The 23,367-nt window shown below is 67.3% G+C and carries 22 protein-coding genes and 1 riboswitch; of the genes, 14 read left to right on the top strand and 8 right to left on the bottom strand.

Annotated features, from left to right (window positions below; genetic code table 11):
- Positions 1-66: 66 nt before the first annotated feature.
- The 5 genes from IVA93_RS24450 to cobU all read right to left on the bottom strand — a co-directional run bounded on the left by IVA93_RS24450 (position 67) and on the right by cobU (position 5,867).
- On the bottom strand, positions 67-2,742 hold the full coding sequence (locus IVA93_RS24450; protein WP_247541191.1) for a hybrid sensor histidine kinase/response regulator: 2,676 nt from the start codon (positions 2,740-2,742) through the stop codon (positions 67-69).
- Positions 2,739-3,770: an ABC transporter substrate-binding protein gene (locus IVA93_RS24445; protein ID WP_247370816.1), complete on the bottom strand. Its 1,032-nt coding sequence runs from the start codon at positions 3,768-3,770 to the stop codon at positions 2,739-2,741. Before IVA93_RS24445 ends, IVA93_RS24450 begins: the two co-directional genes overlap by 4 nt.
- Before the next feature lie 177 nt (positions 3,771-3,947).
- Positions 3,948-4,580 (bottom strand): 5,6-dimethylbenzimidazole synthase, encoded by a 633-nt coding sequence (gene bluB, locus IVA93_RS24440; RefSeq protein WP_247370815.1) that lies wholly within the window; start codon positions 4,578-4,580, stop codon positions 3,948-3,950.
- 4 nt (positions 4,581-4,584) lie between these two features.
- The gene (cobS, locus tag IVA93_RS24435; RefSeq protein ID WP_247370812.1) at positions 4,585-5,367 is read right to left on the bottom strand and encodes an adenosylcobinamide-GDP ribazoletransferase; all 783 of its coding nucleotides are present in this window, start codon (positions 5,365-5,367) and stop codon (positions 4,585-4,587) included.
- The gene (gene cobU / locus IVA93_RS24430; RefSeq protein ID WP_247371102.1) at positions 5,364-5,867 is read right to left on the bottom strand and encodes a bifunctional adenosylcobinamide kinase/adenosylcobinamide-phosphate guanylyltransferase; all 504 of its coding nucleotides are present in this window, start codon (positions 5,865-5,867) and stop codon (positions 5,364-5,366) included. The genes cobS and cobU overlap by 4 nt, the downstream gene beginning before the upstream one ends.
- A gap of 122 nt (positions 5,868-5,989) precedes the next feature.
- On the opposite strand from cobU, the gene cbiB reads away from it, so the two are divergent.
- Positions 5,990-6,931, top strand: coding sequence for an adenosylcobinamide-phosphate synthase CbiB (cbiB, locus tag IVA93_RS24425; RefSeq protein ID WP_247404391.1), 942 nt, complete (start codon positions 5,990-5,992; stop codon positions 6,929-6,931).
- Positions 6,932-6,942: 11 nt separating this feature from the next.
- Positions 6,943-7,905, top strand: coding sequence for a threonine-phosphate decarboxylase CobD (gene cobD / locus IVA93_RS24420; protein ID WP_247370809.1), 963 nt, complete (start codon positions 6,943-6,945; stop codon positions 7,903-7,905).
- On the opposite strand, the gene IVA93_RS24415 is transcribed toward cobD, so the two are convergent.
- Positions 7,894-9,342 carry a cobyric acid synthase gene (locus IVA93_RS24415; protein WP_247370807.1) on the bottom strand — a complete coding sequence of 483 codons (1,449 nt, stop codon included), beginning with the start codon at positions 9,340-9,342 and terminating at the stop codon, positions 7,894-7,896. The two genes, cobD and IVA93_RS24415, sit on opposite strands and share 12 nt — an antisense overlap.
- A 10-nt stretch (positions 9,343-9,352) precedes the next feature.
- Complete coding sequence (gene cobO / locus IVA93_RS24410) at positions 9,353-9,988, bottom strand: cob(I)yrinic acid a,c-diamide adenosyltransferase (RefSeq protein WP_247338640.1); 636 nt, start codon at positions 9,986-9,988, stop codon at positions 9,353-9,355.
- Between the two features lie 40 nt (positions 9,989-10,028).
- Positions 10,029-10,246, top strand: a riboswitch (cobalamin riboswitch).
- A 95-nt stretch (positions 10,247-10,341) separates the two neighbouring features.
- Between cobO and IVA93_RS24405 the strand changes: the two genes are divergently transcribed.
- From IVA93_RS24405 to cobJ, 7 genes are read left to right on the top strand one after another with little or no spacing between them, the layout of a single operon-like run.
- The gene (locus IVA93_RS24405) at positions 10,342-10,725 is read left to right on the top strand and encodes a DUF1636 family protein (protein ID WP_018458658.1); all 384 of its coding nucleotides are present in this window, start codon (positions 10,342-10,344) and stop codon (positions 10,723-10,725) included.
- On the top strand, positions 10,722-11,771 hold the full coding sequence (cobW, locus tag IVA93_RS24400; protein ID WP_247370805.1) for a cobalamin biosynthesis protein CobW: 1,050 nt from the start codon (positions 10,722-10,724) through the stop codon (positions 11,769-11,771). Before IVA93_RS24405 ends, cobW begins: the two co-directional genes overlap by 4 nt.
- A complete protein-coding gene (gene cobN, locus IVA93_RS24395) occupies positions 11,771-15,019 on the top strand; it encodes a cobaltochelatase subunit CobN (RefSeq protein WP_247455119.1) in 3,249 nt (1,082 codons plus the stop codon). Before cobW ends, cobN begins: the two co-directional genes overlap by 1 nt.
- Positions 15,016-16,179: a precorrin-3B synthase gene (gene cobG, locus IVA93_RS24390; protein ID WP_247370799.1), complete on the top strand. Its 1,164-nt coding sequence runs from the start codon at positions 15,016-15,018 to the stop codon at positions 16,177-16,179. Before cobN ends, cobG begins: the two co-directional genes overlap by 4 nt.
- Entirely contained in the window at positions 16,179-16,808 is a 630-nt protein-coding gene (locus tag IVA93_RS24385) for a precorrin-8X methylmutase (protein WP_018458662.1), read from the top strand. Before cobG ends, IVA93_RS24385 begins: the two co-directional genes overlap by 1 nt.
- Before the next feature lie 2 nt (positions 16,809-16,810).
- Positions 16,811-17,542: a precorrin-2 C(20)-methyltransferase gene (locus IVA93_RS24380; RefSeq protein ID WP_026233633.1), complete on the top strand. Its 732-nt coding sequence runs from the start codon at positions 16,811-16,813 to the stop codon at positions 17,540-17,542.
- The gene (gene cobJ, locus IVA93_RS24375) at positions 17,539-18,273 is read left to right on the top strand and encodes a precorrin-3B C(17)-methyltransferase (protein ID WP_018458664.1); all 735 of its coding nucleotides are present in this window, start codon (positions 17,539-17,541) and stop codon (positions 18,271-18,273) included. The genes IVA93_RS24380 and cobJ overlap by 4 nt, the downstream gene beginning before the upstream one ends.
- Here the strand turns inward: cobJ and IVA93_RS24370 are convergent.
- Positions 18,249-18,995, bottom strand: coding sequence for a cobalt-precorrin-6A reductase (locus tag IVA93_RS24370; protein ID WP_247370795.1), 747 nt, complete (start codon positions 18,993-18,995; stop codon positions 18,249-18,251). The two genes, cobJ and IVA93_RS24370, sit on opposite strands and share 25 nt — an antisense overlap.
- Between IVA93_RS24370 and cbiE the strand changes: the two genes are divergently transcribed.
- From cbiE to cobA, 5 genes are read left to right on the top strand one after another with little or no spacing between them, the layout of a single operon-like run.
- Positions 18,994-20,175 (top strand): precorrin-6y C5,15-methyltransferase (decarboxylating) subunit CbiE, encoded by a 1,182-nt coding sequence (cbiE, locus tag IVA93_RS24365; RefSeq protein ID WP_247393808.1) that lies wholly within the window; start codon positions 18,994-18,996, stop codon positions 20,173-20,175. The genes IVA93_RS24370 and cbiE overlap by 2 nt on opposite strands.
- Positions 20,172-20,540, top strand: coding sequence for a cobalamin biosynthesis protein (locus IVA93_RS24360; protein ID WP_018458667.1), 369 nt, complete (start codon positions 20,172-20,174; stop codon positions 20,538-20,540). The genes cbiE and IVA93_RS24360 overlap by 4 nt, the downstream gene beginning before the upstream one ends.
- Positions 20,537-21,319 (top strand): precorrin-4 C(11)-methyltransferase, encoded by a 783-nt coding sequence (gene cobM / locus IVA93_RS24355; RefSeq protein WP_247789253.1) that lies wholly within the window; start codon positions 20,537-20,539, stop codon positions 21,317-21,319. Before IVA93_RS24360 ends, cobM begins: the two co-directional genes overlap by 4 nt.
- Entirely contained in the window at positions 21,319-22,629 is a 1,311-nt protein-coding gene (locus tag IVA93_RS24350) for a cobyrinic acid a,c-diamide synthase CobB (RefSeq protein ID WP_247370789.1), read from the top strand. The genes cobM and IVA93_RS24350 overlap by 1 nt, the downstream gene beginning before the upstream one ends.
- Entirely contained in the window at positions 22,626-23,357 is a 732-nt protein-coding gene (cobA, locus tag IVA93_RS24345; RefSeq protein WP_018458670.1) for a uroporphyrinogen-III C-methyltransferase, read from the top strand. The genes IVA93_RS24350 and cobA overlap by 4 nt, the downstream gene beginning before the upstream one ends.
- Positions 23,358-23,367 lie beyond the last annotated feature (10 nt).

Here is a 23,367-nt window from a genome sequence, read left to right as displayed (position 1 = left end):
GCGAGACATCTTGCGCGCACCGGCGCCTCCGATCATCTTGTATCTCAGTCCAGTGACTGAACGCTGTTAGGCCGGCCGGAGCAGATCGTCCAGCGCGCTCATCGAGGCCTCTCGAAGCGCGGCGAGTTCGCGGGCGGCTCTCTCGCATTCGGGCCGGGACATCGTGACTGCCGCCAGCTCGACCTCACGGCAGAATTCGAAAAGGCGGACGAGGCCGAGCGCACTCGCGCCGCTGCCGAGCTGGTGCGCGCAGCGCGCGAGCTGCGCGGGATCGTCAGTCGCCGCAGCCTTGGCAATCTCCTCGACCAGCTTTTCGCTCGTCAGTTCCAGCAGGTCGTGGAGTTTTGCGATCTGCGCCGCGCCCAGCAGCTCCTTCTGGTCATCAAGGAAATGCCGGTCGATCAATGCGCCTGCGGCGAGTTGCGGCGCGGCCGGCTGGTTCTGGGCATCGTCCTCGATCGCCTCGCGCAGCGCATTGATCAGGATCGGCTTGCTGACGATCCTGGCAATGCCTGCCCCCGCGAGCCGCTCGCGGGCGCGGCCCGACATGTCCGCGGTTACCGCGATGATGCGCGGCATGGTCGGCAGACCGAGCTTGCGGATCCGCGATGCCGCCTCGACGCCGTCCATGTCGGGCATGTGCAGATCCATCAGGATGATGTCGAACGCCTGATCGCGGGGGAGCGCGACGGCCGACGCGCCGTTCGTGGCGATGGTGGCGTGGTGGCCGAGCCTCTTCAACATCGCTTCACCGACCTCGCAATTGACGGGGTCGTCGTCGACCAGCAGCACGCGAAGCTGCCGTGATGGCGGCTGAACCGCGCCTTGCGCGATGTCGGTGGTGGCGAGGCCAAGCGGTACCTCAAGCATGAAGGAGCTGCCCGTACCCGGCGTGCTCGCCACCGTCAGCTCGCCGCGCATCAGGCGGGTGAGGCGCCGCGCGATCGCCAGTCCAAGGCCGGTGCCGCCGAACCGCCGCGCGATACTGTCGTCAGCCTGGACGAAATCCTCGAAAATCCGCTCGTGCATGTCGGGCGCGATGCCGATGCCGGTATCGCGCACGGTGATGCGCAGCAGGACATGATCGTCATGTCTCTCGGCGGCCGCGCTCAAGCCGATGCCGCCGCGCGGGGTGAACTTGATCGCGTTGCCGATCAGATTGAGCAGGATGCGATTGAGCCGCACCGGATCGCCGTGCACGGAGGTATTGACCGTCGCATCGCAGGCGAGATCGAAAGTCAGGCCCTTGTCAGAGGCCTGCGGACGCATCAGATCGGCGGCCGTCTCGATGAGCTGGTCGAGGCGGAAATCGCGGGTCTCCAGAGTCTCGGCGCTGGCCTCCAGGCGCGCATATTCGAGGATGCCGTCGACCAGCGCGATCAGCGTTTCGCCCGACGCGGCCGCGGTCGTGAGGTGGCGCCGCTGCGCTCCGCCGAGACTGCCGTCGTCGAGCAGTTGCAGCACGCCCATGACGCCGTTCAGCGGCGTGCGCAGCTCGTGGCTGACGACCGCGAGAAAGCGCGATTTGGTCTCGTTGGCCGCGACCGCCGCGCTGCGCGCACGCTCGGCGGCATCGTGCTCGGCAAGGGCCTGGTCGCGGGTCTTTTCCAGTTCGGAGGTGCGCTCGATCACCTTGCGCTCGAGCGTCGCATAGGATTCGCGCAAGTGAGCGGCCATCCGGTTGAATTGATCGCCGAGCGCCTCCAGCTCGTCGCCGGTCTTGATCGCGAGCCGCAGGCTGAGGTCGCCGCTGCCGATCCGCCGCGCGCCCTGCGTCAGGATCTGGATCGGCACGGTCATGCGCCGGCTCAGAAAGAGAGAGACCAGCACCGCACATGCCAGCAGGATGACCAGGAGAAAAGTCGAGCGCCCGATCGACGCATAGATCGGCGCATAGGCCTCGGTGAGCGGCAGCTCGACGAACACCAGCCAGCCCAACGAGGGGACCGTCGCATAGGTCGACAGCACGCGTTGACCGGACAGATCCTCCTTGACCAGGCCGCCGGAGGGCGGCCCGATGCCATCGAGCGCGGCTCGGACGTCGGGATGGCCGGAGAGATCGCTGCGGCGCAGCGCCCGCCACAAATCGGGATGCGCGATCAGGATACCCATGCGATCGACCACATAGGCCTTGCCGGTGTTGCCGACCCTGATTCCGGCGACGAGGTCCCAGATGAAGCGAAGATTGACCTCGGCGACAATCACATCCGGCGCCAGGCCCGTTCCGCGCGTGGCGAGTGTCATGAACGGCTCGGTGTCGCCGAGGAAGTAGACCGGCCCGTAATATGCGCGGCTTTCGTTGGCGCCGCGGAAGGCCTGCGAGGCGGAGAGGTCGGTCTTGCTGCCGATCCTGTCCGCGACACGGCGCGACACGCGCACCTGCTCGCGGCCTTGGGCGTCGAGCTCGGCGATGTCCGCAATCGCAGGCGAGAGGCGCAGGAGGCGGATGGCGTTCAGGCGCTGGTCCTCGTTCGTGGACAGCTCGGGGGGCAGGCGCGAGAGCCATCTGATCTGGTTTTCGATCTGGCCAATGAACTGGCCGATCTGGACGGCGGCGCTTGTTGCCTGCTCGCGCTGGGTCGCCGCCAGGAGTTGCTTCTGCTCGCGATAGGAGAACCAGACGTCGAAGCCGGTGTTGATGGCGAGCGCGGCGAAAGCGAGCGCGACGATCGAGTAGAGGTATTTGCGGAACAGCCGGCCGGGAGGTGGCCGCAAATCTCCCTGGTCGATCGTCTCGTTCACTCGCGGATCTCGTCGGCGCGCGCGAGCAGTGTGAATGGTATCGTCAAATCCAGCGTGCGAGCGACCGTGCGGTTGATCAGGAGCTCGTATTTTCGCGGCGATTGCACCGGCAGATCTCCGGCCTTGGTACCGCGCAGGATGAGATCGACATAGTCGGCCGAGCGCACTTCGAGCGTCGGCCCGTAGCTCATCAGCCCGCCCGCATCCATGAAATAATAGAACGGGTAAATCGCAGGGACGCGATATTTGGCCGCCGCCGCCACCGCCGCCTGCCGGTGGACCACCAGGAAGCTGTCGACCAGCGCAATCATTGCCGCCTTGGGGGGAGCGGAAAAGGGCCTGACGGCTTCGTCGATCTCCGTTGGCGCGCTGACGGGGGCGGGGATCACGGACACGCCGGCCAGTGCTGCCTCTTGCTCGATGGAATCGAGGAAGAAACGGCCGCCGCGAGGAGTGGTCGCCGGGTTGTACAGGATACCGACGCGCGCAAGATCCGGCACGGCCTCCCGGATGAGCTGAAGCCATTTGCCGCCCATCTCGGCGCTGCTGTTGGTGAAGCCGGTCACGTTGCCGCCGGGATGGGCGAGGCTTTCGACGAAGCCGTTGCCGACGGGATCGTTGGCCGTCGCGAACACGATCGGAATGGTTTTGGTGGCTTCCAGGACTGCTGCGGTTTCTATCGTCGAGCCGGTCAGGATCACATCCGGCTTGAGCGCCAGCAATTCCTGAACCGCGGTTTTCACTCTATCCGGCGCGCCGAAGGTCGAACGGAGCTCAAGGCGGAAATTGACGCCTTCGACCCAGCCTCGCTGCCTCAAGCCCACGATGAGGCCACCCAGGCGGGAGGTCGGGCTATCGATCATGCTCCTTCTGGTCAGCTCGTCGTCGAGCGGCAATGCCGTCAGCGATCCCACGACCCGTACGCGATCAGATGTTGCGCCGAGCGCCAGCCACCCCGCGGCGGTCGTGCTGGCAAGGCGAATGAACCCGCGGCGATCGACCGCGAGAGCGGAAGGCCGTTCGGTCATGACATTCTTTGCATGGTGGCTAGCCCCAGGCGCATGCTTAGCGCGAACGGCCGGCATCCACAATTGACGAAAAAATGCGTTTGTGACTGCTCATTCGCAGCGTCTGACAGCCCGATACCGTATTCCTACGCCGGCAGCCGCTCGCAAGACGGAAGATGGATCTCCGGCGCGGCCTGCTTAGCGCCGCAACGTGAACTCATCCGCGCCGCGGCGCTGCTCCCACTTCGCCTGTTCCAGCTCGGGCCGGTCGCATTCGACTTCCGGATAGCCGATACAGAGATAGGCGATGAATTTCCAGGTGTCGGGCACGTCGAGAATGGCGTGGATGCGATCCGGATGGAGGATCGATACCCAGCCAAGCCCGATGCCCTCGGCGCGCGCGGCGAGCCACATCGCGGTGATCGCCGCGACCACGGAATATTCCGTCGTCTCCGGCATCGTCGCGCGGCCGAGGCCGTGACCGGTGTCGCTGGCCTTGTCCGCGAATACGGCGAGGTGGCCCGGGGCCTGTTCGAGACCCGAGAGTTTCAGCGTGGCATAGCGTGCTGCGCGCTCACCGGCATAGGAATTCAGCGCGTCCGCGTTGCACGCTTTGAAGTCGTCGATCACGGCGCGACGCCGTGCGGCGTCATCGACGATCACGAAGCGCCAGGGCTGGCTGAGGCCGACCGAGGGTGAGAGACAGGCCGTCTCGATCAGGCGATCGATGGCGCCGTCCGGCAACGGATCGGCGCGAAAGCGGCGCACGTCGCGGCGCCACACGAACAGCTCGCGCAAGTGCTGGCGGAAGGTGTCGTCGAATTCGACCATTGCGTCACCCTCCGATCTGGAAAGCTGCGGCAACCAGCAGGATCAGAATCTCGCCGGTCTGCTCGAACGCGCCGAGGATGTCGCCGGTCTGCCCGCCGATCTGGCGGATGGCAAGTCGCGCCAGCATCAGGCCGGAGAGAGCGAGCAGGATCAGGCTCACCAGCGCCTTGCCCGGCCCAAGCGCGAGCACGAGCGCGAGGATTCCAACAGCGAATGCGATTGCAACGCTGCGGCCCGGCGGTGATCCCGCACTCGCCGACAGGCCGTCAGGTCGCGCAGGCGCGACCTGCGACATGAAGGCCGGCAAGCCCGCGCGGGCCGCAGTGTGCGCAGCGCACAGTGCGAGCGCGACGGCCCACGGATTGGCGATCGTCGCGAGCGCGCTCCAGCGCAGGCCGAACGACAGGATCAGCGCGCAGACGCCATAGGTGCCGATCCGGCTGTCGCGCATGATCTCGAGCTTGCGCTCGCGGGTGCGGCCGCCGCCGAGCCCGTCGGCGGTATCGGCAAGGCCGTCCTCGTGCAGCGCGCCGGTGACGAGGGCGGTCGCGGCCAGCGCGAGCAGGGCGGCAAGGTTCGGCGACAGACCCAACAGGCTCGCGACCTTGTAGACCAAGGCGCCGGCAAGGCCGACCAGCACTCCCGCGACTGGAAGAGCCCAGGTCGCGCGTGCGACGGCGCCGTCAGCTGCGGGCTTCGACAATGCGATGGGGAGGATTGCCACGAACGATGCCGCCATCCTGAGATCGGCGATGACGTCTCGCAAAAATTGGTCGCGCGGCATCATTTCAGTTTCATCGGTAGGCCGGCGACGACGAACTCGGCCTCGTCCGCAACGGCCGCGATGGCCTGGTTCATGAAGCCGGCGGCGTCGCGGAAGCTCCGCGCCAGCGCATTGTCGGGCACAATGCCGAGGCCGACTTCGTTGGTGACGAAGACGACAGGGCTCTTCTGGCCGCGCAGGAAGAGGGCGAGCTTCATGACTTCGTGATCCCAGTTGCGCTGCGCATGCATCATGTTGGAGAGCCACAGGGTCAGGCAGTCCACCAGCCTAGCGCCGCCGCCATCGGTTTCGATCAGCGCCTGCAGAAGATCGAGCGGTACCTCCCGCTCGATCCAATCGGTTGAGCGTCGTCTGCGATGCTTTTCGATGCGTGCTTCCATTTCCGCATCGAGCGCCTCGGCCGTCGCGATATAGACGGGGCGGCCCGGAAAGCTGCGTGCGCGTTTTTCCGCATGGGCGCTCTTGCCCGATCGCGCTCCGCCCGTGATCAAGATGACGGCCATAAAAATCTCCTGTCGGCCAGCACTAATCACCAAACGAGGCCAAAAACAAAGCCGAAATCCGCCAATCGGGGGCTTGCGCTCCGGCCGTCGTTTGCGCAACAGGGGCGGGACAGGAGGCGGGTGTGGGTTTTGCGGGTGCGATGGCGGTGGCGATGGTGGTGGATGCCCTGTTGGGCTGGCCGTCGTGGTTGTTCGCGCGGATCGGCCATCCCGTCACCTGGCTGGGCGGGCTGATCTCTGCCATCGACACCTCGTGGAATCGACCGTCCGATCCGCCGGCATTTCGCCGCGCCGCGGGTCTTGCCGGAGCACTCGTCGTGATCGCGCTCGCTGTCGCGCTCGGCTGGGTGCTGCAGTCTCTGCTTCCCTTGGGATTGATCCAGCTCGTGCTGGTCGGGGTTCTGGCCTGGCCGCTGATCGCCTTGCGCTCGTTGCACGACCACGTTGTTGCCGTCGCAAATCCCACGCGGGCCGGTGATATCGCCGCCGCACGCGAGGCGGTCTCGCGCATCGTCGGCCGCGATCCCGCCGCGCTTGACGAGGCCGGGATCGCGCGCGCTGCGATCGAGAGCCTCGCCGAGAATGCGTCCGACGGCATCGTCGCACCGGTGTTCTGGGGCGCGCTGTTCGGTCTGCCCGGCATTTTGGGCTACAAGGCGATCAACACGCTGGACTCCATGATCGGCCATCGCTCCGAACGCCACGAAGCCTTCGGCTGGGCCGCGGCGCGCATCGACGATGTCGCCAATTTCATTCCGGCGCGGCTGACCGGACTTCTGTTCGTGCTGCTGGCGCCACGGCGATCAGAGGCGCTGTCGTGCATGACGCGGGATGCACGCCGTCACCGTTCGCCCAATGCCGGCTGGCCGGAAGCGGCCATGGCGGGCGCGCTTAGTGTGCGGCTCAGCGGTCCGCGGATCTATCACGGCAGCATCACGAACGAGCCATGGCTGAATGAAGCTGCGCGCGATCCGCTTGCCGCCGACATCGATCGAGGCTTGACGGTTTACCGCCGCACCATGCTGCTGCTCGCCGGCATCCTTGCGATCCTGGCCTTCGCGTGAAAGAACAGCGCATGCGCGAGCACGGTGGAAATCTCGATCAGGCCCAACAGCGCTTCGGCGGTCGCGCGGAGGACTGGATCGATCTGTCGACCGGTATCAACCGCCTGCCTTATCCCGTGGGCGAGGTGAGTTCGCGCGCGTGGAGCGCGTTGCCGTCGCGCGCCGAGATCGAGGCGCTGCATCAAGCGGCGCGGCACGCTTACCGCACGAGCGCGGCGGTTGTCGCGCTCGGCGGCGCACAGGCGGCGATTCAACTGCTGCCGCAACTTGCGCCACCCGGCCGCGCGCGCATCCTCGCCCCGACCTACAACGAATATGCCGGGGTCCTCTCGGCCGCGGGCTGGGAGGTCCAGGAGGTCGGGGACTTCGACGCATTGGCGGGCGCGGACCTCGCCATAGTCGTCAATCCCAACAATCCCGACGGCCGATGCCACCCACCAAGGGATTTGCTGACGCTGCTGCCGCGCGTCGGTCGTCTCGTCGTCGACGAGAGTTTCGCCGATGTAGCCCCGCAGCTATCGCTTGCATCCGGGGACCGGCCGGGGCTGCTGATCCTGCGCTCCTTCGGAAAGTTCTATGGCCTTGCCGGCCTGCGGCTAGGCTTCGCGCTCGGCAATTCGTCCGACATCGCCAGGGTCGCGGCGATATCGGGACCTTGGCCGGTCTCGGGAGCGGCGATCGCGATCGGCTGTCGCGCTCTGCGTGACGATGCCTGGGCCGAGGCCACGTCCGCGCGGCTCGCGCGAGACTGCGTTCGCCTCGACGGCATGGTGCAGTCGCAAGGCTGGACGCTCGTCGGCGGGACGCAGCTGTTTCGTCTCTACGAGACGCCCGACGCCCTTGCCGCGCAGGAGAAGCTGGCGCGTCGCCATATCTGGTCTCGCGTGTTCGCGCGAGAGCCGACATGGCTGCGCCTCGGGCTTCCGGGCAGCGAATCCGAATGGACCCGCCTGGCCGAGACTCTAGCGCGCTAGGGCGAGCAGGCCGTCGACATCGAGATGGGCTTCGATGTGATCGGCGAGCGCATCGAGCGCGCTCTCGACCCTTGCGTGATAGGGCTCGTCGCCGGCGGGAATGTCGAGCTTCGCCAAAAAGGCCTTGCGGAAATCATCCGACGTGAACAGGCCGTGCAGATAGCTGCCCTGCACGCGTCCGTCGCGCGAGATCGCGCCTTCCGGTTCGCCATTCAGCCTTGCGAATGGCCGCGCGCGATCCGGCCCATCAGTGCGGCCGATGTGGATTTCATAAGCCTCGATCGGCTGATTGGTGGCGGCATGCAGCGCTGCGACGCGTGTCAACGTCTTCTCCGAGCTCATCACCGTTTCCACATCCAGAAGTCCGAGACCCGGTGTGTCGCCGGCGGGGCCCTCGATCCCCTCGGGATCAGCGACGCTGCGTCCGAGCATCTGATAGCCGCCGCAGAGGCCGAGCACATGGCCGCCTCTGCGGTACTGCGCCAGGAGATCGATGTCCCAGCCCTGCGCGCGCAGAAAGGCGAGGTCGCCGCGGGTGGATTTCGAGCCGGGAATGATGACGAGGCGCACGTCGCCGGGAATGGCCTCGCCCGGCCGCACCATCACGAGATCGACGCCGGGCTCGAGCTTGAGCGGATCGAGATCGTCGAAATTGGCGATTCGCGACAGCGCGAGACAGGCGATCTTGCATTGACCCGGTTTGCGCGCATCGCTCAGGCCCAGCGCATCCTCGGCCGGCAGCTCGCCGGCGCGCGCGAACCAGGGCAGCACGCCGAGGCCGCGCCATGCGGTCTTTTCTTCGATCAGTCTGTAGCCGTCATCGAACAATGTGGGATCGCCGCGGAACTTGTTGATGACAAATCCCTGGATCATCGCGGCATCGTCCGGGTCGATCACCGTCTTGATGCCGACGAGTTGCGCGATGACCCCGCCGCGGTCGATGTCGCCAACCAGCACGACCGGCACATCGGCCTTGCGCGCAAAACCCATATTGGCGATGTCGGCCTTGCGCAGGTTCACTTCGGCCGGGCTGCCGGCACCCTCCACCAGAACGAGATCGGCGCGCGCCTTCAGCCGCTCGAAGCTCTCCAGCACGGCGCCCATCAATGACGGTTTCATCGCCGCATATTCACGCGCACGCGCGGTCGCGATGCGTTTTCCTTGCACGATCACCTGCGCGCCGACATCGGTCTCGGGCTTGAGCAGCACCGGGTTCATGTCGGTGTGCGGCTCGACGCCGGCGGCGAGCGCCTGGAGTGCCTGGGCGCGGCCGATCTCGCCGCCGTCAACGGTGACGGCTGCATTGTTCGACATGTTCTGCGGCTTGAACGGGACCACGCGCAGGCCGCGTCGCACAAAGGCGCGTGCGAGGCCGGCAACGATGAGCGACTTGCCCACGTCCGAGCCGGCTCCCTGGATCATCAATGCGCGCGCCATCGCGAGTTTCTTAGAACTCGACGCCGGCTTGCGCCTTGATGCCCGAGCGGAAGGGATGCTTGACCAGCGTCATCTCGGTGACGAGATCGGCGATCTCGATCAGCTCGTCCTTGGCGTTGCGGCCGGTGAGCACGACATGCGTCATCGGCGGCTTCTGCGTCGTGAGGAATTCGACGACCTCCGCGATGTCAAGATAGTCGTAGCGCAGCGCGATGTTGATCTCGTCGAGCACGACCATGCGGAGATTCTGGTCGAGGATCAGCTCCTTGGCCTTCTCCCAGCCGGCGCGCGCGGCGGCGATGTCGCGGGCGCGGTCCTGCGTCTCCCAGGTAAAACCCTCGCCCATGGCGTGGAATTGGCATAGGTCGCCGAAATGGCCGGTCAGCATGCGGCGCTCGCCGGTGTCCCAGGCGCCCTTGATGAACTGCACGACCGCGCAGGGGAAGCCATGGGCGACGCAGCGGACGATCATGCCGAAGGCCGAAGAGGACTTGCCCTTGCCGGCCCCGGTGTGGACGATGATCAGGCCCTTTTCGCCGCTCTTGGTCGCCATGATCTTGTCGCGGGCGACCTTCTTCTTCGCCATTTTCGAGGCGTGGCGGGCGTCGGTTTCGTCGGCCGTCTGGGTATCCGGTTCGGGCGTCATCGGACGGGGTCCTTCGGCTTGACAAGAGGCGGTCGGGGGCAAATGGTGGCCCGGCGTTGGTTCCTGTCCTACGACAGGCGAAGAGGGAATGCGATAGGGTCCGAATCGGCAAGATTTGGTTCCAAAATGCAGCCGCCCCCGCGACCGTGACCGGAGAGATGCCCGAAGCCACTGATCCCCTGGGGATCGGGAAGGCGGGGATCGAAGGGGAAACCCTGCTCCGCAAGCCGGGAGACCTGCCAACGCGGACGATTTTGGACCGGCGGACGGGGTGTTCCGCGACGGGGAAACGGGCCTTCGCAAGAACGGTTCGTGGGCCTCATCGCTTCCCGCTGTTTATTCTGGAAGAAGCGATGACCGTCACACTTCATGTCTGCATTACCTGCCGCGCCGGCGAGACACTTGGCGAAGGCGAGACGACGCCCGGCAAGCGCCTGCATGGCGCGATCCTCGAGGCCGGCGTGCCCGACGGCGTCAGCGTGGTTCCCGTCGAATGCCTGTCTGCATGCAACCAGGGTTGCTCCGTCGCGCTCAGCGCGCCCGGCCGCTGGTCCTATGTCTATGGCCGTCTGTCGGATGCGAATGCGAGCGATGTGGTCGCGGGCGCCGCGGCCTATGCGGCCGCGCCCGACGGCCTCGTGCCCTGGCGCAGCCGCCCGGAGATATTCCGCAAGCAATCGCTTGCCCGCATTCCCCCCATTTCCCCCTTGGCCGTCGTGCCGGAGGCCGCCGAATGAATTCGCTCGCAAAAGTCCCGGTCACGGTCGTCACGGGCTTTCTCGGCTCCGGCAAGACCACGCTGATCCAGCATCTGCTTGCCAACGCCAACGGCAAGAAGCTCGCGGTGCTTGTCAACGAGTTCGGCAGCGAGGGCGTCGATGGCGAGATTCTGAAATCCTGCGCCGATGCGAATTGCCCGGAAGAGAACATCATCGAGCTCGCCAATGGTTGCATCTGCTGCACCGTCGCCGACGATTTCATTCCGACCATGGAGAAGCTGCTGTCGCGGCCGGTGCGGCCCGATCATATCCTGATCGAGACCTCGGGCCTGGCGCTGCCCAAGCCGCTGCTGAAGGCGTTCGACTGGCCGGAGATCCGTTCGCGCATCACGGTCGACGGCGTGATCGCGCTGGCCGACGCCGAAGCTGTCGCCGCCGGCCGTTTTGCGCCCGACCCCGACGCCGTCGAAGCGCAGCGCGCGGCGGACGGCAATCTCGACCATGAGACGCCACTGTCGGAAGTGTTTGAGGACCAGATCGCCTGCGCCGACATCGTGCTGCTGACCAAGGCCGATCTTGCGGGCGCGGCAGGCCTCGGAGCAGCCAAGGCGGCGATCACCGCCGAGATGTCGCGCCGCGTGCCGATGCTGGCGATCACCGACGGCGCGATCGACGCGCGCCTCATCCTCGGCCTCGGTGCTGCCGCCGAAAACGATCTCGCCGCGCGTCCCTCGCATCACGACGGCGAGGAGGATCATGAGCACGACGATTTTGCGTCCGTCGTGATCGATCTTCCTGAGGTCACCGACATCGACGCGCTGGTCGCATCCGTTCAGCGTCTGGCGCGCGAGCAGAATGTGCTGCGCGTCAAGGGTTACATCGCGGTGCAAGGCAAGCCGATGCGCCTCTTGCTGCAAGCGGTCGGCGAGCGCGTGCGCCACCAGTTCGACAAGCCCTGGGGCGCGGGTGCGAGGCAGTCAAAGCTGGTCGTGATCGGCGAGCACGGCGATATCGACGAGGCCGCGATCAAGGCGGGACTCGGTCTTTCAGGATCCGGTATCTGATGCACGTCGTCTTCCGCGAGAGCCGCGGTCTCGAGGAGACCGCGATACCAAGGGACATTGGCCAGGACCCGGCCGATCTCGTGGTGCTCTCGTATTCGGATTCCGATCTTGCCGCGTTCGCTGCCGGCTGGCGCCGTGGCCGCGACAGCCTGCCGTCGCTGCGGCTCGTCAATCTCGCAGAACTTCGTCATCCGCTCTCGGTCGACACCTATGTCGAACGCACGCTTGCGCACGCGCGCGGCATTCTCGTGCGTTTGATCGGCGGGGAATCCTATTGGCCGTATGGGCTCGCGGCCCTGCAGCAGCTGGCGAAGGAGCGCGGCATCGTGCTGGCCGTGCTGCCGGCCGACGGCCGCGACGATACGCGGCTGGACGCGTATTCGACCCTGCCGGTCTCGACGTTGCGGCGGCTCAAGGTGCTCTGCGACACCGGCGGCCCCGTCCCATCGCAAGCCGCGATCGCGCAGCTTGCGCTGGCCTCCGGACTCTATGCGGGGCCAGTTATCGGCGAGATGACCGTGCCCGAGATGGGCTTTTACGACCCCGCGCGCGGCGTCGTCGCCGCGCCGACGTCGGGCGAGGGCAGGCCGCGCGCGCTCGTGACCTTCTATCGCTCCTATCTCACCGCTGCCGACACCGGCCCGGTTGATGCCCTGATCGCCGCATTGCGCGAGAAGGGATTCGACATGTTTGGTGTGTTCGTCACCTCGCTGAAAGCCGCGGGGGTCGCGGATTGGTTGCGGGTGCATCTTGCGCAAAATCCTCCGGCCGCGATCGTCAATGCGACGGCGTTCTCGGCGATGGCCGACGACGGCACGACGCCGTTCGATGCCGCATCCTGCCCCGTGTTCCAGGTCGCGCTCTCCACGGCCCGCCGCGAGGACTGGGCGAGCTCGCTCCGCGGCCTGTCGCCCGGCGACCTCGCGATGCATGTGGTGCTGCCCGAGGTCGACGGCCGCCTGTTCGCGGGCGTGGTGAGCTTCAAGTCTGCCGCGATGCGCGATCCCGATTTGCAATTTTCGCATCTGGCACACAAGCCCGACGAGGAGCGCGTGAAGGCCGTGGCCGCGCGCGTTGCGGCCTGGCGGCGTCTTGCGGAGACGCCGGCCGCTGACAAGCGGATGGCACTCGTGCTCTCCAACTATCCGGGCCGTCCGCATCAGATCGCGCACGCGGTGGGTCTCGATGCGCTGGCGTCGGTCGAGGCCCTGGTGTCCGATCTCGCGGAGGCCGGCTTCGATCTCGATCCGGTCCATGCGCTCGGTGAGACGCTGCTCAAGCAGACCTTGAGCTGGAGCGTCGCCGATTACCGTGCTGCACTGTCGCGCCTTCCGCAAGTGTTGCAGGATGATCTCGCGCAAGCCTGGGGCGCGCTGGAGACCGATCCGGGTTGTCGCGACGGCGCGTTCCATTTCGCTGCGATTCAATGCGGCCGGTCGATCATCGCGGTTCAGCCGGAGCGTGGCGATGCGACCGCGCGCGATGCCGACTATCACGATCTCGCCCGCACGCCGCGCCATGCCTATGTCGCGTTCTATCTCTGGCTCCGCGAGCAGGGCTGTGATGCCGTCGTGCACATGGGCGCGCACGGCACGCTGGAATGGCTGCCCGGAAAATCCGTGGCGCTGTCGCAGGCGTGCTGGCCGGAAGCCCTGATCGGCGATTTGCCCGTCATCTATCCCTTCATCGTCAACGACCCCGGCGAGGCTGCGCAGGCCAAGCGGCGCCTGGGGGCCGTCACCATCGGCCATCTGCCGCCGCAGCTCGCAATATCAGCGGTGCCGGACGGATTGCGCAGGCTTGAACACCTCCTCGACGAGTACTCGACGGCCGATGGTCTCGATCCCGCCCGCCGCCAGCGTCTGATCGCCGCGATCCGCGATGAGGCAGGAGCGGCTGGCCTCGAAGACGATCTTGGCCTCGATGCAGCGGCCGCTCCGGCCGAAGCGATCCCGCGGATCGACCGCTTCGTCTGCGATCTCAAGGAAAGCCAGTTCGGCGACGGCCTGCACGTGTTCGGCCGCGGCGCCTGCGGTGAAGCAGAGCGCGACGCTTTGCGGGCCGCGCTTGCAGGCCGGCGCGTCGCGCCGGGGCCGTCAGGTTCGCCCTATCGCGGCCGCCAGGACGTGCTGCCCACGGGACGCAACCTTTTCGCCGTCGATCCGCGCGCGGTGCCGACGCCGTCGGCGCACGCGCAAGGCATCAAGCTCGCCGAAGAATTGCTACGTCGTCATCTGCAGGATCACGGCGACTGGCCAAAGGGCCTTGTCGTCGATCTCTGGGGCTCGGCGACGATGCGCACCGCCGGCGAAGAGTTCGCCATGGCGCTGCATCTGGCCGGCCTTGCACCGCGCTGGGATCACGCGTCCGGCCGTGTGACCGGCTACGACATCATCGCGCCTGCGGAGCTTGGCCGGCCCCGCATCGACGTCACGCTGCGTGTCTCGGGCCTGTTTCGCGACGTCTTCTCAGGCCTTGCGCAATTGTTCGAGGCGGCAGCCGAGGCGCTGTCGGCCCGCGAGGACGAGGGCGACGAAAATCCCTATCGCCATCGCACATCGCGCGTGTTCGCGCCGCGTCCCGGGCAATACGGCGTGAGCCTCTCGGCAATCCCGGACGCCTTCACGCCCGAGACGCGCGAAGCCGCCGGCGAAGCGTGGCTCTCGGCATCGTCATGGGCGTTCTCGGCCGATGGCGAGATCAAGCCCGATCGCGCCGGCATCGAGAAGCGGCTCTTGTCGGCCGATGCTTTTGTTCACGTGCAGGATCTGCCGGAAACCGATCTTCTGCTCGCGGCCGACTATGCCGCGCATGAGGCCGGCATTGCGGCCGCCGCGGCCCATCTCGGCGCGGCAGGGCCATCGCTCTATCATCTCGACGCGACGCGCCCCGAGCAGCCGCATGCGCGTACGCTGACCGAGGAAATCTCCCGTGTCGTCCGCGCGCGCGCGGCCAACCCGGCCTGGATCGGGGGCATGATGCGCCACGGTTTTCGCGGGGCGGCCGAGATCACCGCGACGCTCGAGCACATGGCCGCCTTCGCGCATCTGGCCGGCGCCGTGCCGCCGCATCTGTTCGACCTCTACTACGATGCGACGCTCGGCCATGACGACGTCCGCGCCTTCATGGCCCGCGAAAATCCGGCGGCACTCGCCGCGATGGAAGCGTGTTTCACGCGCCTGCATGAAGCCTCGCTCTGGCGAACGCGCCGCAACTCGATTGCGGCTGCGCTGCGGGAGGCCTCATGAGTGCTTCCGTGGTCAAGGGCTGGTGTCCCGGCGCGCTGCGCCCGATGCAATCGGGCGACGGGCTGGTGGTCCGCGTGCGTCCGTTCGGCGGACGGCTCGACGCGGCGCAGATCTCCGGACTGGCTCATCTCGCCGAACGCCATGGCAATGGCCTGATCGACGTGACCAGCCGGGCCAATCTCCAGATCAGGGGCGTCAACGAGACCAGCCACAGGCTGCTGCTCGATGGCCTCTCCCAACTGGCGCTGCTCGACCCGGATGCGGAGACCGAATCCCGTCGCAACATCCTCGTGACGCCGTTCTGGCGTAGCGGCGACGCGACCCAATCGCTCGCCGCCGAACTCGAGGAGGCGCTTGCCGACAGCCGGCTCGAACTTCCAACCAAGTTCGGCTTCGCCATCGATGACGGCACCTCACGCGTGCTGGCGGGCGCTTCCGCGGACGTGCGGATCGAGCGCGATCGTTCCGGCGGACTGCTGGTGCGGGCTGATGGCGACAAACTCGGCCGCTCCGTCGCCCGTGGCGAGGCCGTGAGCACCGCGCTCGCATTCGCCGGCTGGTTCGTGACCTCAGGCGGCGCGAGAGGCGGGCGAGGGCGGATGGCGGCGCATCTTGCGGCCGGTGCAATCCTGCCGGCGGAATTGCGCGGCGAGGCCGAGCCGGCGCCGATCATGGCCGCGGCGCGTCCCGGCCTCTATGCGCAAGGTGCGATGGTCGGGGTCGCCTTCGGACAGATGGCGCATGCAACGCTCAACCAGTTCGCCGGTTGCGGACATGCGCTGCGCATGACGCCGTGGCGAATGGTTTTGAGCGAAGGCAAGCGCGTGATGCCGAACGCGACCGGCCTGATCACCGAGGCCTACGACCCTGCGCTGCGCGTCATCGCCTGTAGCGGTGCGCCACGCTGTGGCGAGGCGCATGCCGATACCCGTGGCCTTGCCGCGGCCCTGGCGCCGAACATCGGCGCGGCCGCACGGCTACACGTCTCCGGCTGTGCCAAGGGCTGCGCCCATTCTGGTCCCGCCGCCATCACTCTGGTCGCGACCGGCGCAGGCTTCGATCTCGTGCGCGCCGGGTCGACGCGCGATGAGCCCATCCTGCGCGGGCTGAATCGCGACGACATCGTCAAAGATCCCTCCATCCTGATGGGAGGGCACTGATGCCGCACACGTACGAGACCGACGGCGCGGCGATCTACCGGCAGTCCTTTGCCACCATCCGGGCCGAAGCCGATCTTGCGCGCTTCACGCCGGACGAGGAGCAGGTGGTGGTGCGGATGATCCATGCCGCCGGCATGGTGGGCCTCGAAGCGCATATCCGCTTCACATCAGGCATGGCGGTCGCCGCACGCGCGGCCTTGCAGAAGGGCGCACCGATCCTGTGCGACGCGCGCATGGTCTCTGAAGGAATTACGCGGGCGCGGCTTCCCGCCGCCAACGCCGTCATCTGCACGCTGGGCGACGAGACCGTTCCCGCGCTCGCGCAGTCCATGCGCAACACCCGTTCGGCCGCGGCCCTGGAGCTGTGGCGGCCGCATCTCGACGGCGCGATCGTGGCGATCGGCAATGCGCCGACCGCGCTGTTCCATCTCCTCAACATGCTGGAGGACCGGGACTGCCCACGGCCCGCGGCAATCATCGGCTGTCCGGTCGGCTTCGTCGGCGCGGCCGAATCCAAGGCTGCGCTGATGGCCGTTTCCCCGGTGCCGGCGCTGACGGTCGAGGGCCGCCTTGGCGGTTCCGCGATCACGGTCGCCGCCGTGAACGCGCTGGCGAGCCGGAGCGAATAGCGATGGGACGCATCATCTGCTGCGGTCTCGGCCCCGGTGACCCTGATATGATGAGCGTGCGCGCCGATCGCACGGTGCGCGGCGCGAGGCATGTCGCCTATTTCCGCAAAAAGGGCCGGCCCGGCCAGGCGCGCCGCATCGTCGAGGGCATGCTGGCTGCCGACGTCACCGAATATCCGATGGAATATCCTGTTACGACCGAGATCGCCTTCGACACGCCTGAATATGTCCAGTTGCTTGCCGGCTTCTACGACGAATGGGCGGAGCGACTGGCGCGGCTGGCGCGCGCGGTCGACGTCGTCGTGCTCTGCGAGGGCGATCCTTACTTCTACGGCTCCTTCATGCATCTGCACATGCGCCTGCAGGGCCGCGTCGAGATCGAGGTGATCGCCGGCATTCCCGGCATGGTCGGCTGCTGGAATGGCGTGGGACAGCCGATTGCGCTCGGCGACGACGTGACGACGGTGCTCATGGGCACGCTCGCCGAGGACGAGCTCGAACGCCGCATGCGCGATTCCGATGCGCTCGTGATCATGAAGACTGGGCGCAATCTCGCGAAAGTGCGCCGCGCGCTCGCTGCCGCCGGACGGCTGGACGATGCGTGGCTGGTCGAGCGCGGCACCATGCCGGGCGAGCGCGTGGTGCGGCTTGCGGAGATCGACGCCGCCGACTGCCCCTATTTTGCGATCGTGCTCGTGCACGGCAAGGGCCGGCATCCGGACGCCGCCGAATGACGGGCACGCTGACCATCGCTGGCCTCGGCCCGGGCAGCGCTGCGCTGGTGACGCCCGAGGTCTCCGCCGCGCTTGCCGCCGCGACCGACATTCTGGGCTACGCGCCCTATGTCGCGCGCGTGCCAGCGCGGGCAGGGCTCACTTTGCATCCTTCCGACAATCGCGAAGAGCTGCAGCGCGCGAGCGAGGCGCTGCGGCTCGCGGCCGAAGGCGGCCAAGTCGTCATCGTGTCCTCCGGCGACCCCGGCGTCTTCGCGATGGCGTCCGCCGTGTTCGAGGCGCTCGAACAGGCGCCGCAATGGCAGGAGCTGCCGATCCGCGTGCTGCCCGGCGTCACTGCGATGCTGGCGGCTGCCGCGCGCGCCGGCGCACCGCTCGGCCATGATTTCTGCGCGATCAATCTCTCCGATAATCTCAAGCCGTGGGCGGTGATCGAGAAGCGCCTGCGGCTCGCCGCGGAAGCCGATTTTGCCATCGCGATGTACAATCCGCGCTCGGCGAGCCGGCCGGAAGGATTTGGCCGTGCGCTCGCGGTGCTGAACGAGGCCGGCTGTGGCGACCGTCTTGTGATTTTCGCGCGCGCGATCAGCGCCGCCGACGAAAAGATCGAGACCGTCAGGCTGAACGAAGCCCGGCCCGAGATGGCCGACATGCGCACGCTGGTGATCGTCGGCAACTCGCAGACACGCCGCGTCGGCCGCTGGGTCTATGCGCCGAGGCAGGCCCGATGACCGAGCCACTGCATGATCTCGGCCACGCTCTCGACCCGCAAGCGTTCCGGCAGTTGCGGCCGCGAGATCATGATCACGGGCAGGCCGAGCCTGCGGGCGGCGTCGATCTTGGCGCGCGCGCCGTCGCCGCCGGAATTGCGGGCGACGATCCGGGTGATGCCTCGCGCGCGCAGCATCTCCAGTTCGCCCTCAAGCGTAAACGGCCCACGCGACACGATGACGTCCGCGGCGAAGGGCAGCGGCGCATCGGGCGGATCGACGAATCTCAGCGTGTAGGCGTGCTGCGGCTTGGTCGCGAACGGCGCGATGTGCTGGCGGCCGATGGGGAGGAACACATTTGCCGGCACTTCAGGCAGTGCGGTGACCGCGGCGTCGACATCAGGTATTTCGATCCAGTTGTCGCCGGGCGCTTTGGTCCACGGCGCTCGCTCGAGAGCGATCAGCGGCGTGCCGGTTTCCGCACATGCCGCGACCGCATTGCGGCTCATCTCGGCGGCAAAGGGATGCGTCGCGTCGATTACATGCGTGATGTGTTCCCGACCAATGTAATCGACAAGTCCGCTTGCGCCGCCAAAACCGCCGATCCGCGTCGGCAACGGCTGACCGGCGGGCGCGCGGGTGCGGCCGCCATAGGAATACACGGCATCGACGCTGGCGCGCGCGATCTCCGCCGCGAGCAGGCTCGCGTCGGCCGTTCCGCCCAGAATGAGGGCGCGCGTCATGGCTGATCCCTGGCTGACCATCATCGGTATCGGCGAAGATGGCCTTGCCGGGCTGTCCGAGGCAAGCCGAAAGGCGCTCGATGATGCCGAAACTGTCTTTGGCGGTGAACGGCATCTTGCACTCGCCGGCATAACCGGGCGCGGCCGTCCATGGCCGGTGCCGTTCGATGCAGAAATCGTGTTGAGCTGCCGTGGTCGCCCGACGGCGGTGCTCGCCTCCGGCGATCCGTTCTGGCACGGGGCCGGCGCGAGCCTCGCCGAGAAGCTCCATGGCGACGAATGGATCGCGTATGCGGCTCCCTCGACATTCTCGCTCGTTGCTGCGCGGCTTGGCTGGCGTCTGGAATCCGTTGCCTGTCTCGGTCTCCACGCCGCGCCATTCGAGCGTCTCGTGCCACACCTGGCGCGAGGGGCACGCATCATTTGTCTCGTGCGCGACGCAAAGGCGGCAGGCGATCTCGCGAAATGGCTGACGGCGCGCGGATGGGGTGCCTCGGCATTCTGGACACTCGCTGCGCTTGGCGGGCCGCGCGAAAGGATCAACGCGCATCGCGCCGACAGCTTCGCAGGCGATCTTGCCGGAAATCTGGTCGCGGTAGCCGTTGAGGCGGCGGGCGCGCAGGGCATCCCCCACAGCTCGGGACTATCGGACGAACTCTTCGTCCATGACGGCCAAATCACCAAGCGTCCGGTCCGTGCGCTCGCGCTTTCGGCGCTGGCGCCGCGTCCCGGTGAACGGCTATGGGACATCGGTGCGGGCTCGGGCTCGATCTCGGTCGAGTGGACGCTGTGCGGGGGCACCGCGATCGCCGTCGAGGCGCGCGAGGATCGCGCAGCGAACATTCGCAGCAATGCGACGGCGTTCGGGTTGGCACATCGGATCACAGTCATCGCGGGAAAAGCGCCTGAAGCCCTTGCTACGCTGGACGGGCCTGACGCCGTGTTCATCGGCGGCGGTCTCGACATCGCGATGTTCGACGCCATCTGGCCGCGGCTCTCGCCCGGTACGCGGCTGGTCGCGCATTCAGTAACGTTGGAGACGGAAGCGTTGCTCGGTGAGCTGCACCAGCGCCACGGCGGCGAATTGATGCGGGTCGAGATTGCGCATGCCGCTTCGCTCGGCCGCTACCGGTCCTGGGAGGCCGTGCGGCCCGTGGTGCAATGGAGCGCGGTCCGATGAAGGTCGCCGGGCTCGGATTCAAGCGGGACGTCACGCTGGCCTCGCTGCGTGAGGCGCTTCTGGCGGCCGGTGGTCCCGAAGGCCTCGCAGCAGTGGCGACGGTCAGCGATAAGGCCGACGAGGAGGTGTTGAAGCAGCTCGCGCGCGAATGCGGCTTGCCGATCAAGGCGGTTGCCGCCGAAATGCTTGTTGGCATCGACACGCCGACGCAGTCAAAGCTCGTCGTGGAAAAGTTCGGGACGGGATCGGTTGCCGAGGCGGCGGCGCTCGCAGCGGCCGGACCTCGCGCGCGATTGATTGCGACGCGGGTGGTCTCGCAGGATCGCACCGCGACCGCGGCGATCGCGGAAGGAGACGGCGCATGACGGTGCATTTCATCGGGGCAGGGCCAGGCGCTCCTGACTTGCTGACGTTGCGCGGCCGCGATCTCATCGCCGCCTGTCCGGTCTGCCTCTATGCTGGCTCACTTGTGCCCGAGGGCGTCTTGGCGCATTGCCCGCCCGGGGCGCGGATCGTCAACACCGCGCCGCTGTCGCTCGATGAGATCGTCGCGGAGATCGCCGCCGCCCATGCCGATGGCAAGGACGTTGCGCGGCTGCATTCCGGTGATCTCTCGATCTGGTCGGCGATGGGCGAACAGCTCCGCCGCCTGCGCACGCTCGACATTCCCTACACGGTCACGCCCGGCGTTCCCTCTTTCTCGGCCGCCGCGGCTGCGCTGGAGGCCGAGCTGACGCTGCCCGGCCTTGCCCAGACCGTGGTGCTGACGCGCACGCCGGGCCGCGCCAGCGCGATGCCCGAAGGCGAGAAGCTTGCCGCCTTCGCCGCCACCGGCGCGGTGCTCGCCATCCATCTGTCGATTCATCTGCTCGACAAGGTCGTCGCTGAGCTGACGCCGCATTATGGCGTGGATTGCCCGGTCGCGATCGTCTGGCGTGCGAGCTGGCCCGAGCAGCGCATCATCCGCGCCACGCTCGCAACACTCGACGCTGCTGTCGGGGGCGAGATGGAGCGCACCGCGTTGATCCTGGTCGGCAAGACGCTGGGCTCGGCGGATTTTTCCGAGAGCCGTCTCTATGCTGCCGACTATGACCGCCGCTATCGGCCGGTCGGCGCCGAGCCGCGCTTTCCGGAGGTGTCGTGATGGCGGCAGGGCTCGTTATCTCCGCGCCGGCCTCCGGCGTCGGCAAGACCACACTGACGCTGGCGCTTGCCCGCGCCTGGCGCAACAGCGGATTGCGGGTGCAGTGCTTCAAGAGCGGCCCCGATTACATCGATCCCGCGTTTCATGCCGCCGCGACGGGACGCGCCTCGGTCAACGTGGACAGCTGGGCGATGGATCGCGGGACAATCTCGCATCTCGTCAGTCGTGGCATTGACGCCGATGTCGTGCTGGCCGAAGGCTCAATGGGCCTGTTCGACGGCGTTGCCGCGCGTGGCGTCTGCGGCACCGGGGCGACCGCCGACATCGCGGAGATGCTGGACTGGCCGGTGCTGCTGGTGATCGATCCCTCAGGACAGGCACAAACGGCGGCCGCGAGCGCGGCGGGCCTTCGCGACTACCGCCCCGGTGTGCGCCTTGCAGGCGTCGTGCTCAATCGCGTTGCCAGCCCGCGCCACGAAGCCCTCGTGCGGCGCGCGCTGCTGGATGCCGGCATCGCCGTATTCGGCGCGCTGCCGCGCCATGCCGAGATCAGCCTGCCGAAGCGGCATCTCGGACTGGTGCAGGCCGAGGAGCAGGCGGAAATCGGCAAGCTGATCGACGAGGCCGCGCGCTTCGTTGCCGAGCATGTCGATCTCGACGCGGTGCTGCGTTCGGCGGCCACCTGGTCGCCGCAACCTGCCGCAAGCGGCGTCCTCGAGACGCCGCCCGGTCAGCGCATTGCGCTTGCCCGTGATGCCGCGTTCTCCTTCGTTTATCCGCACATGCTGGAAGCGTGGCGAGCGGCGGGTGCGGAGATCTCGACATTCTCGCCGCTGGCCGATGAAGCCCCTGATCCGGTCGCCGATGTGTGCTGGCTGCCTGGCGGCTATCCCGAGCTGCAGGCCGGCAGGATCGCGGCCAATGCGCGCTTCCGCGGCGGATTGCGCGCCTTCGCCGAGACGCGCCCGGTGCACGGCGAATGCGGGGGCTATATGGTGCTGGGCAGCGCTTTGACCGACGCCGACGGCATCCGCCACGAGATGACGGGCCTGCTCGGCCTGGAGACGAGTTTTGCCAAGCGCCGCATGCATCTGGGCTATCGTCTGGCCGAGCTCGCCGCGCCGATGCCGGGTCATCAGGCGGGTGCACGCCTGCGTGGCCACGAATTCCACTATTCGACGATCCTCGCGCAGCCCGACACGCCACTGGCGGTCGTGCACGACGCGACAGGTGCGGTCATTGCCGAGACCGGCTCGCGGCGGGGACAAGCTACCGGCACGTTCTTCCATCTGATCGCGGAGGACCGGTGAGCGGTTTTGTCTCCTTTGTCTCCGCCGGGCCCGGCGATCCCGAGCTGCTCACGCTCAAGGGTGCAGCGCGGCTGCGCGAGGCCGACGTTGTGCTCTATGACGATCTTGCTTCAGGCGCGATCCTCGATCTGGCCCGGCCCGGCGCCAATCTCGTCGCGGTGGGAAAGCGGGCAGGGCGGGCCTCGACCAAGCAGCACCATGTCAACCGCCTGCTGGTCGACTATGCCGTGACAGGCGCGCGCGTGGTCCGGTTGAAGTCGGGCGATGCCGGCATCTTTGGCCGGCTCGAGGAGGAGCTCGAGACGCTGCGTGAAGCGGGCATCGGCTACGAGATCATTCCCGGCGTCACCTCGGCCTGTGTCGCCGCCGCGCAAGCCGGCATTCCGCTGACCCGGCGTCACACCTCGCGCCGCGTGCAGTTCGTGACCGGGGCGGACGTCACCGGCGAGCTGCCGCCAGATCTCAATTGGGCGGCGCTGGCCGATCCGGAGGCGACGACCGTGGTCTATATGGGCCGGCGGACGTTTCCGGCGTTGGTCGTCAAATTGATCGAGCACGGGCTCGCCCCAACCACGCCGGCGTTGTTTGCCGAATCGCTCGGCCGTCCCGATGAGCGGCTGGTCCGCACCACCATTTCGGAACTTGCAGAGCAGCTTGCGCGGGGCGGAGCGGCCTCCACGGCGGCCGTCATCCTGTTCGGCGCGCTGGCGGGGAATTATCCGTCATGACCGCCTCGTC

Source organism: Bradyrhizobium sp. 155 (assembly GCF_023101105.1).
GTDB classification, from domain to species: Bacteria; Pseudomonadota; Alphaproteobacteria; order Rhizobiales; family Xanthobacteraceae; genus Bradyrhizobium; species Bradyrhizobium canariense_D.
The sequence above is the reverse complement of the archived record's forward strand: the minus strand, read 5'-3'. Positions and strand labels throughout refer to the sequence as shown.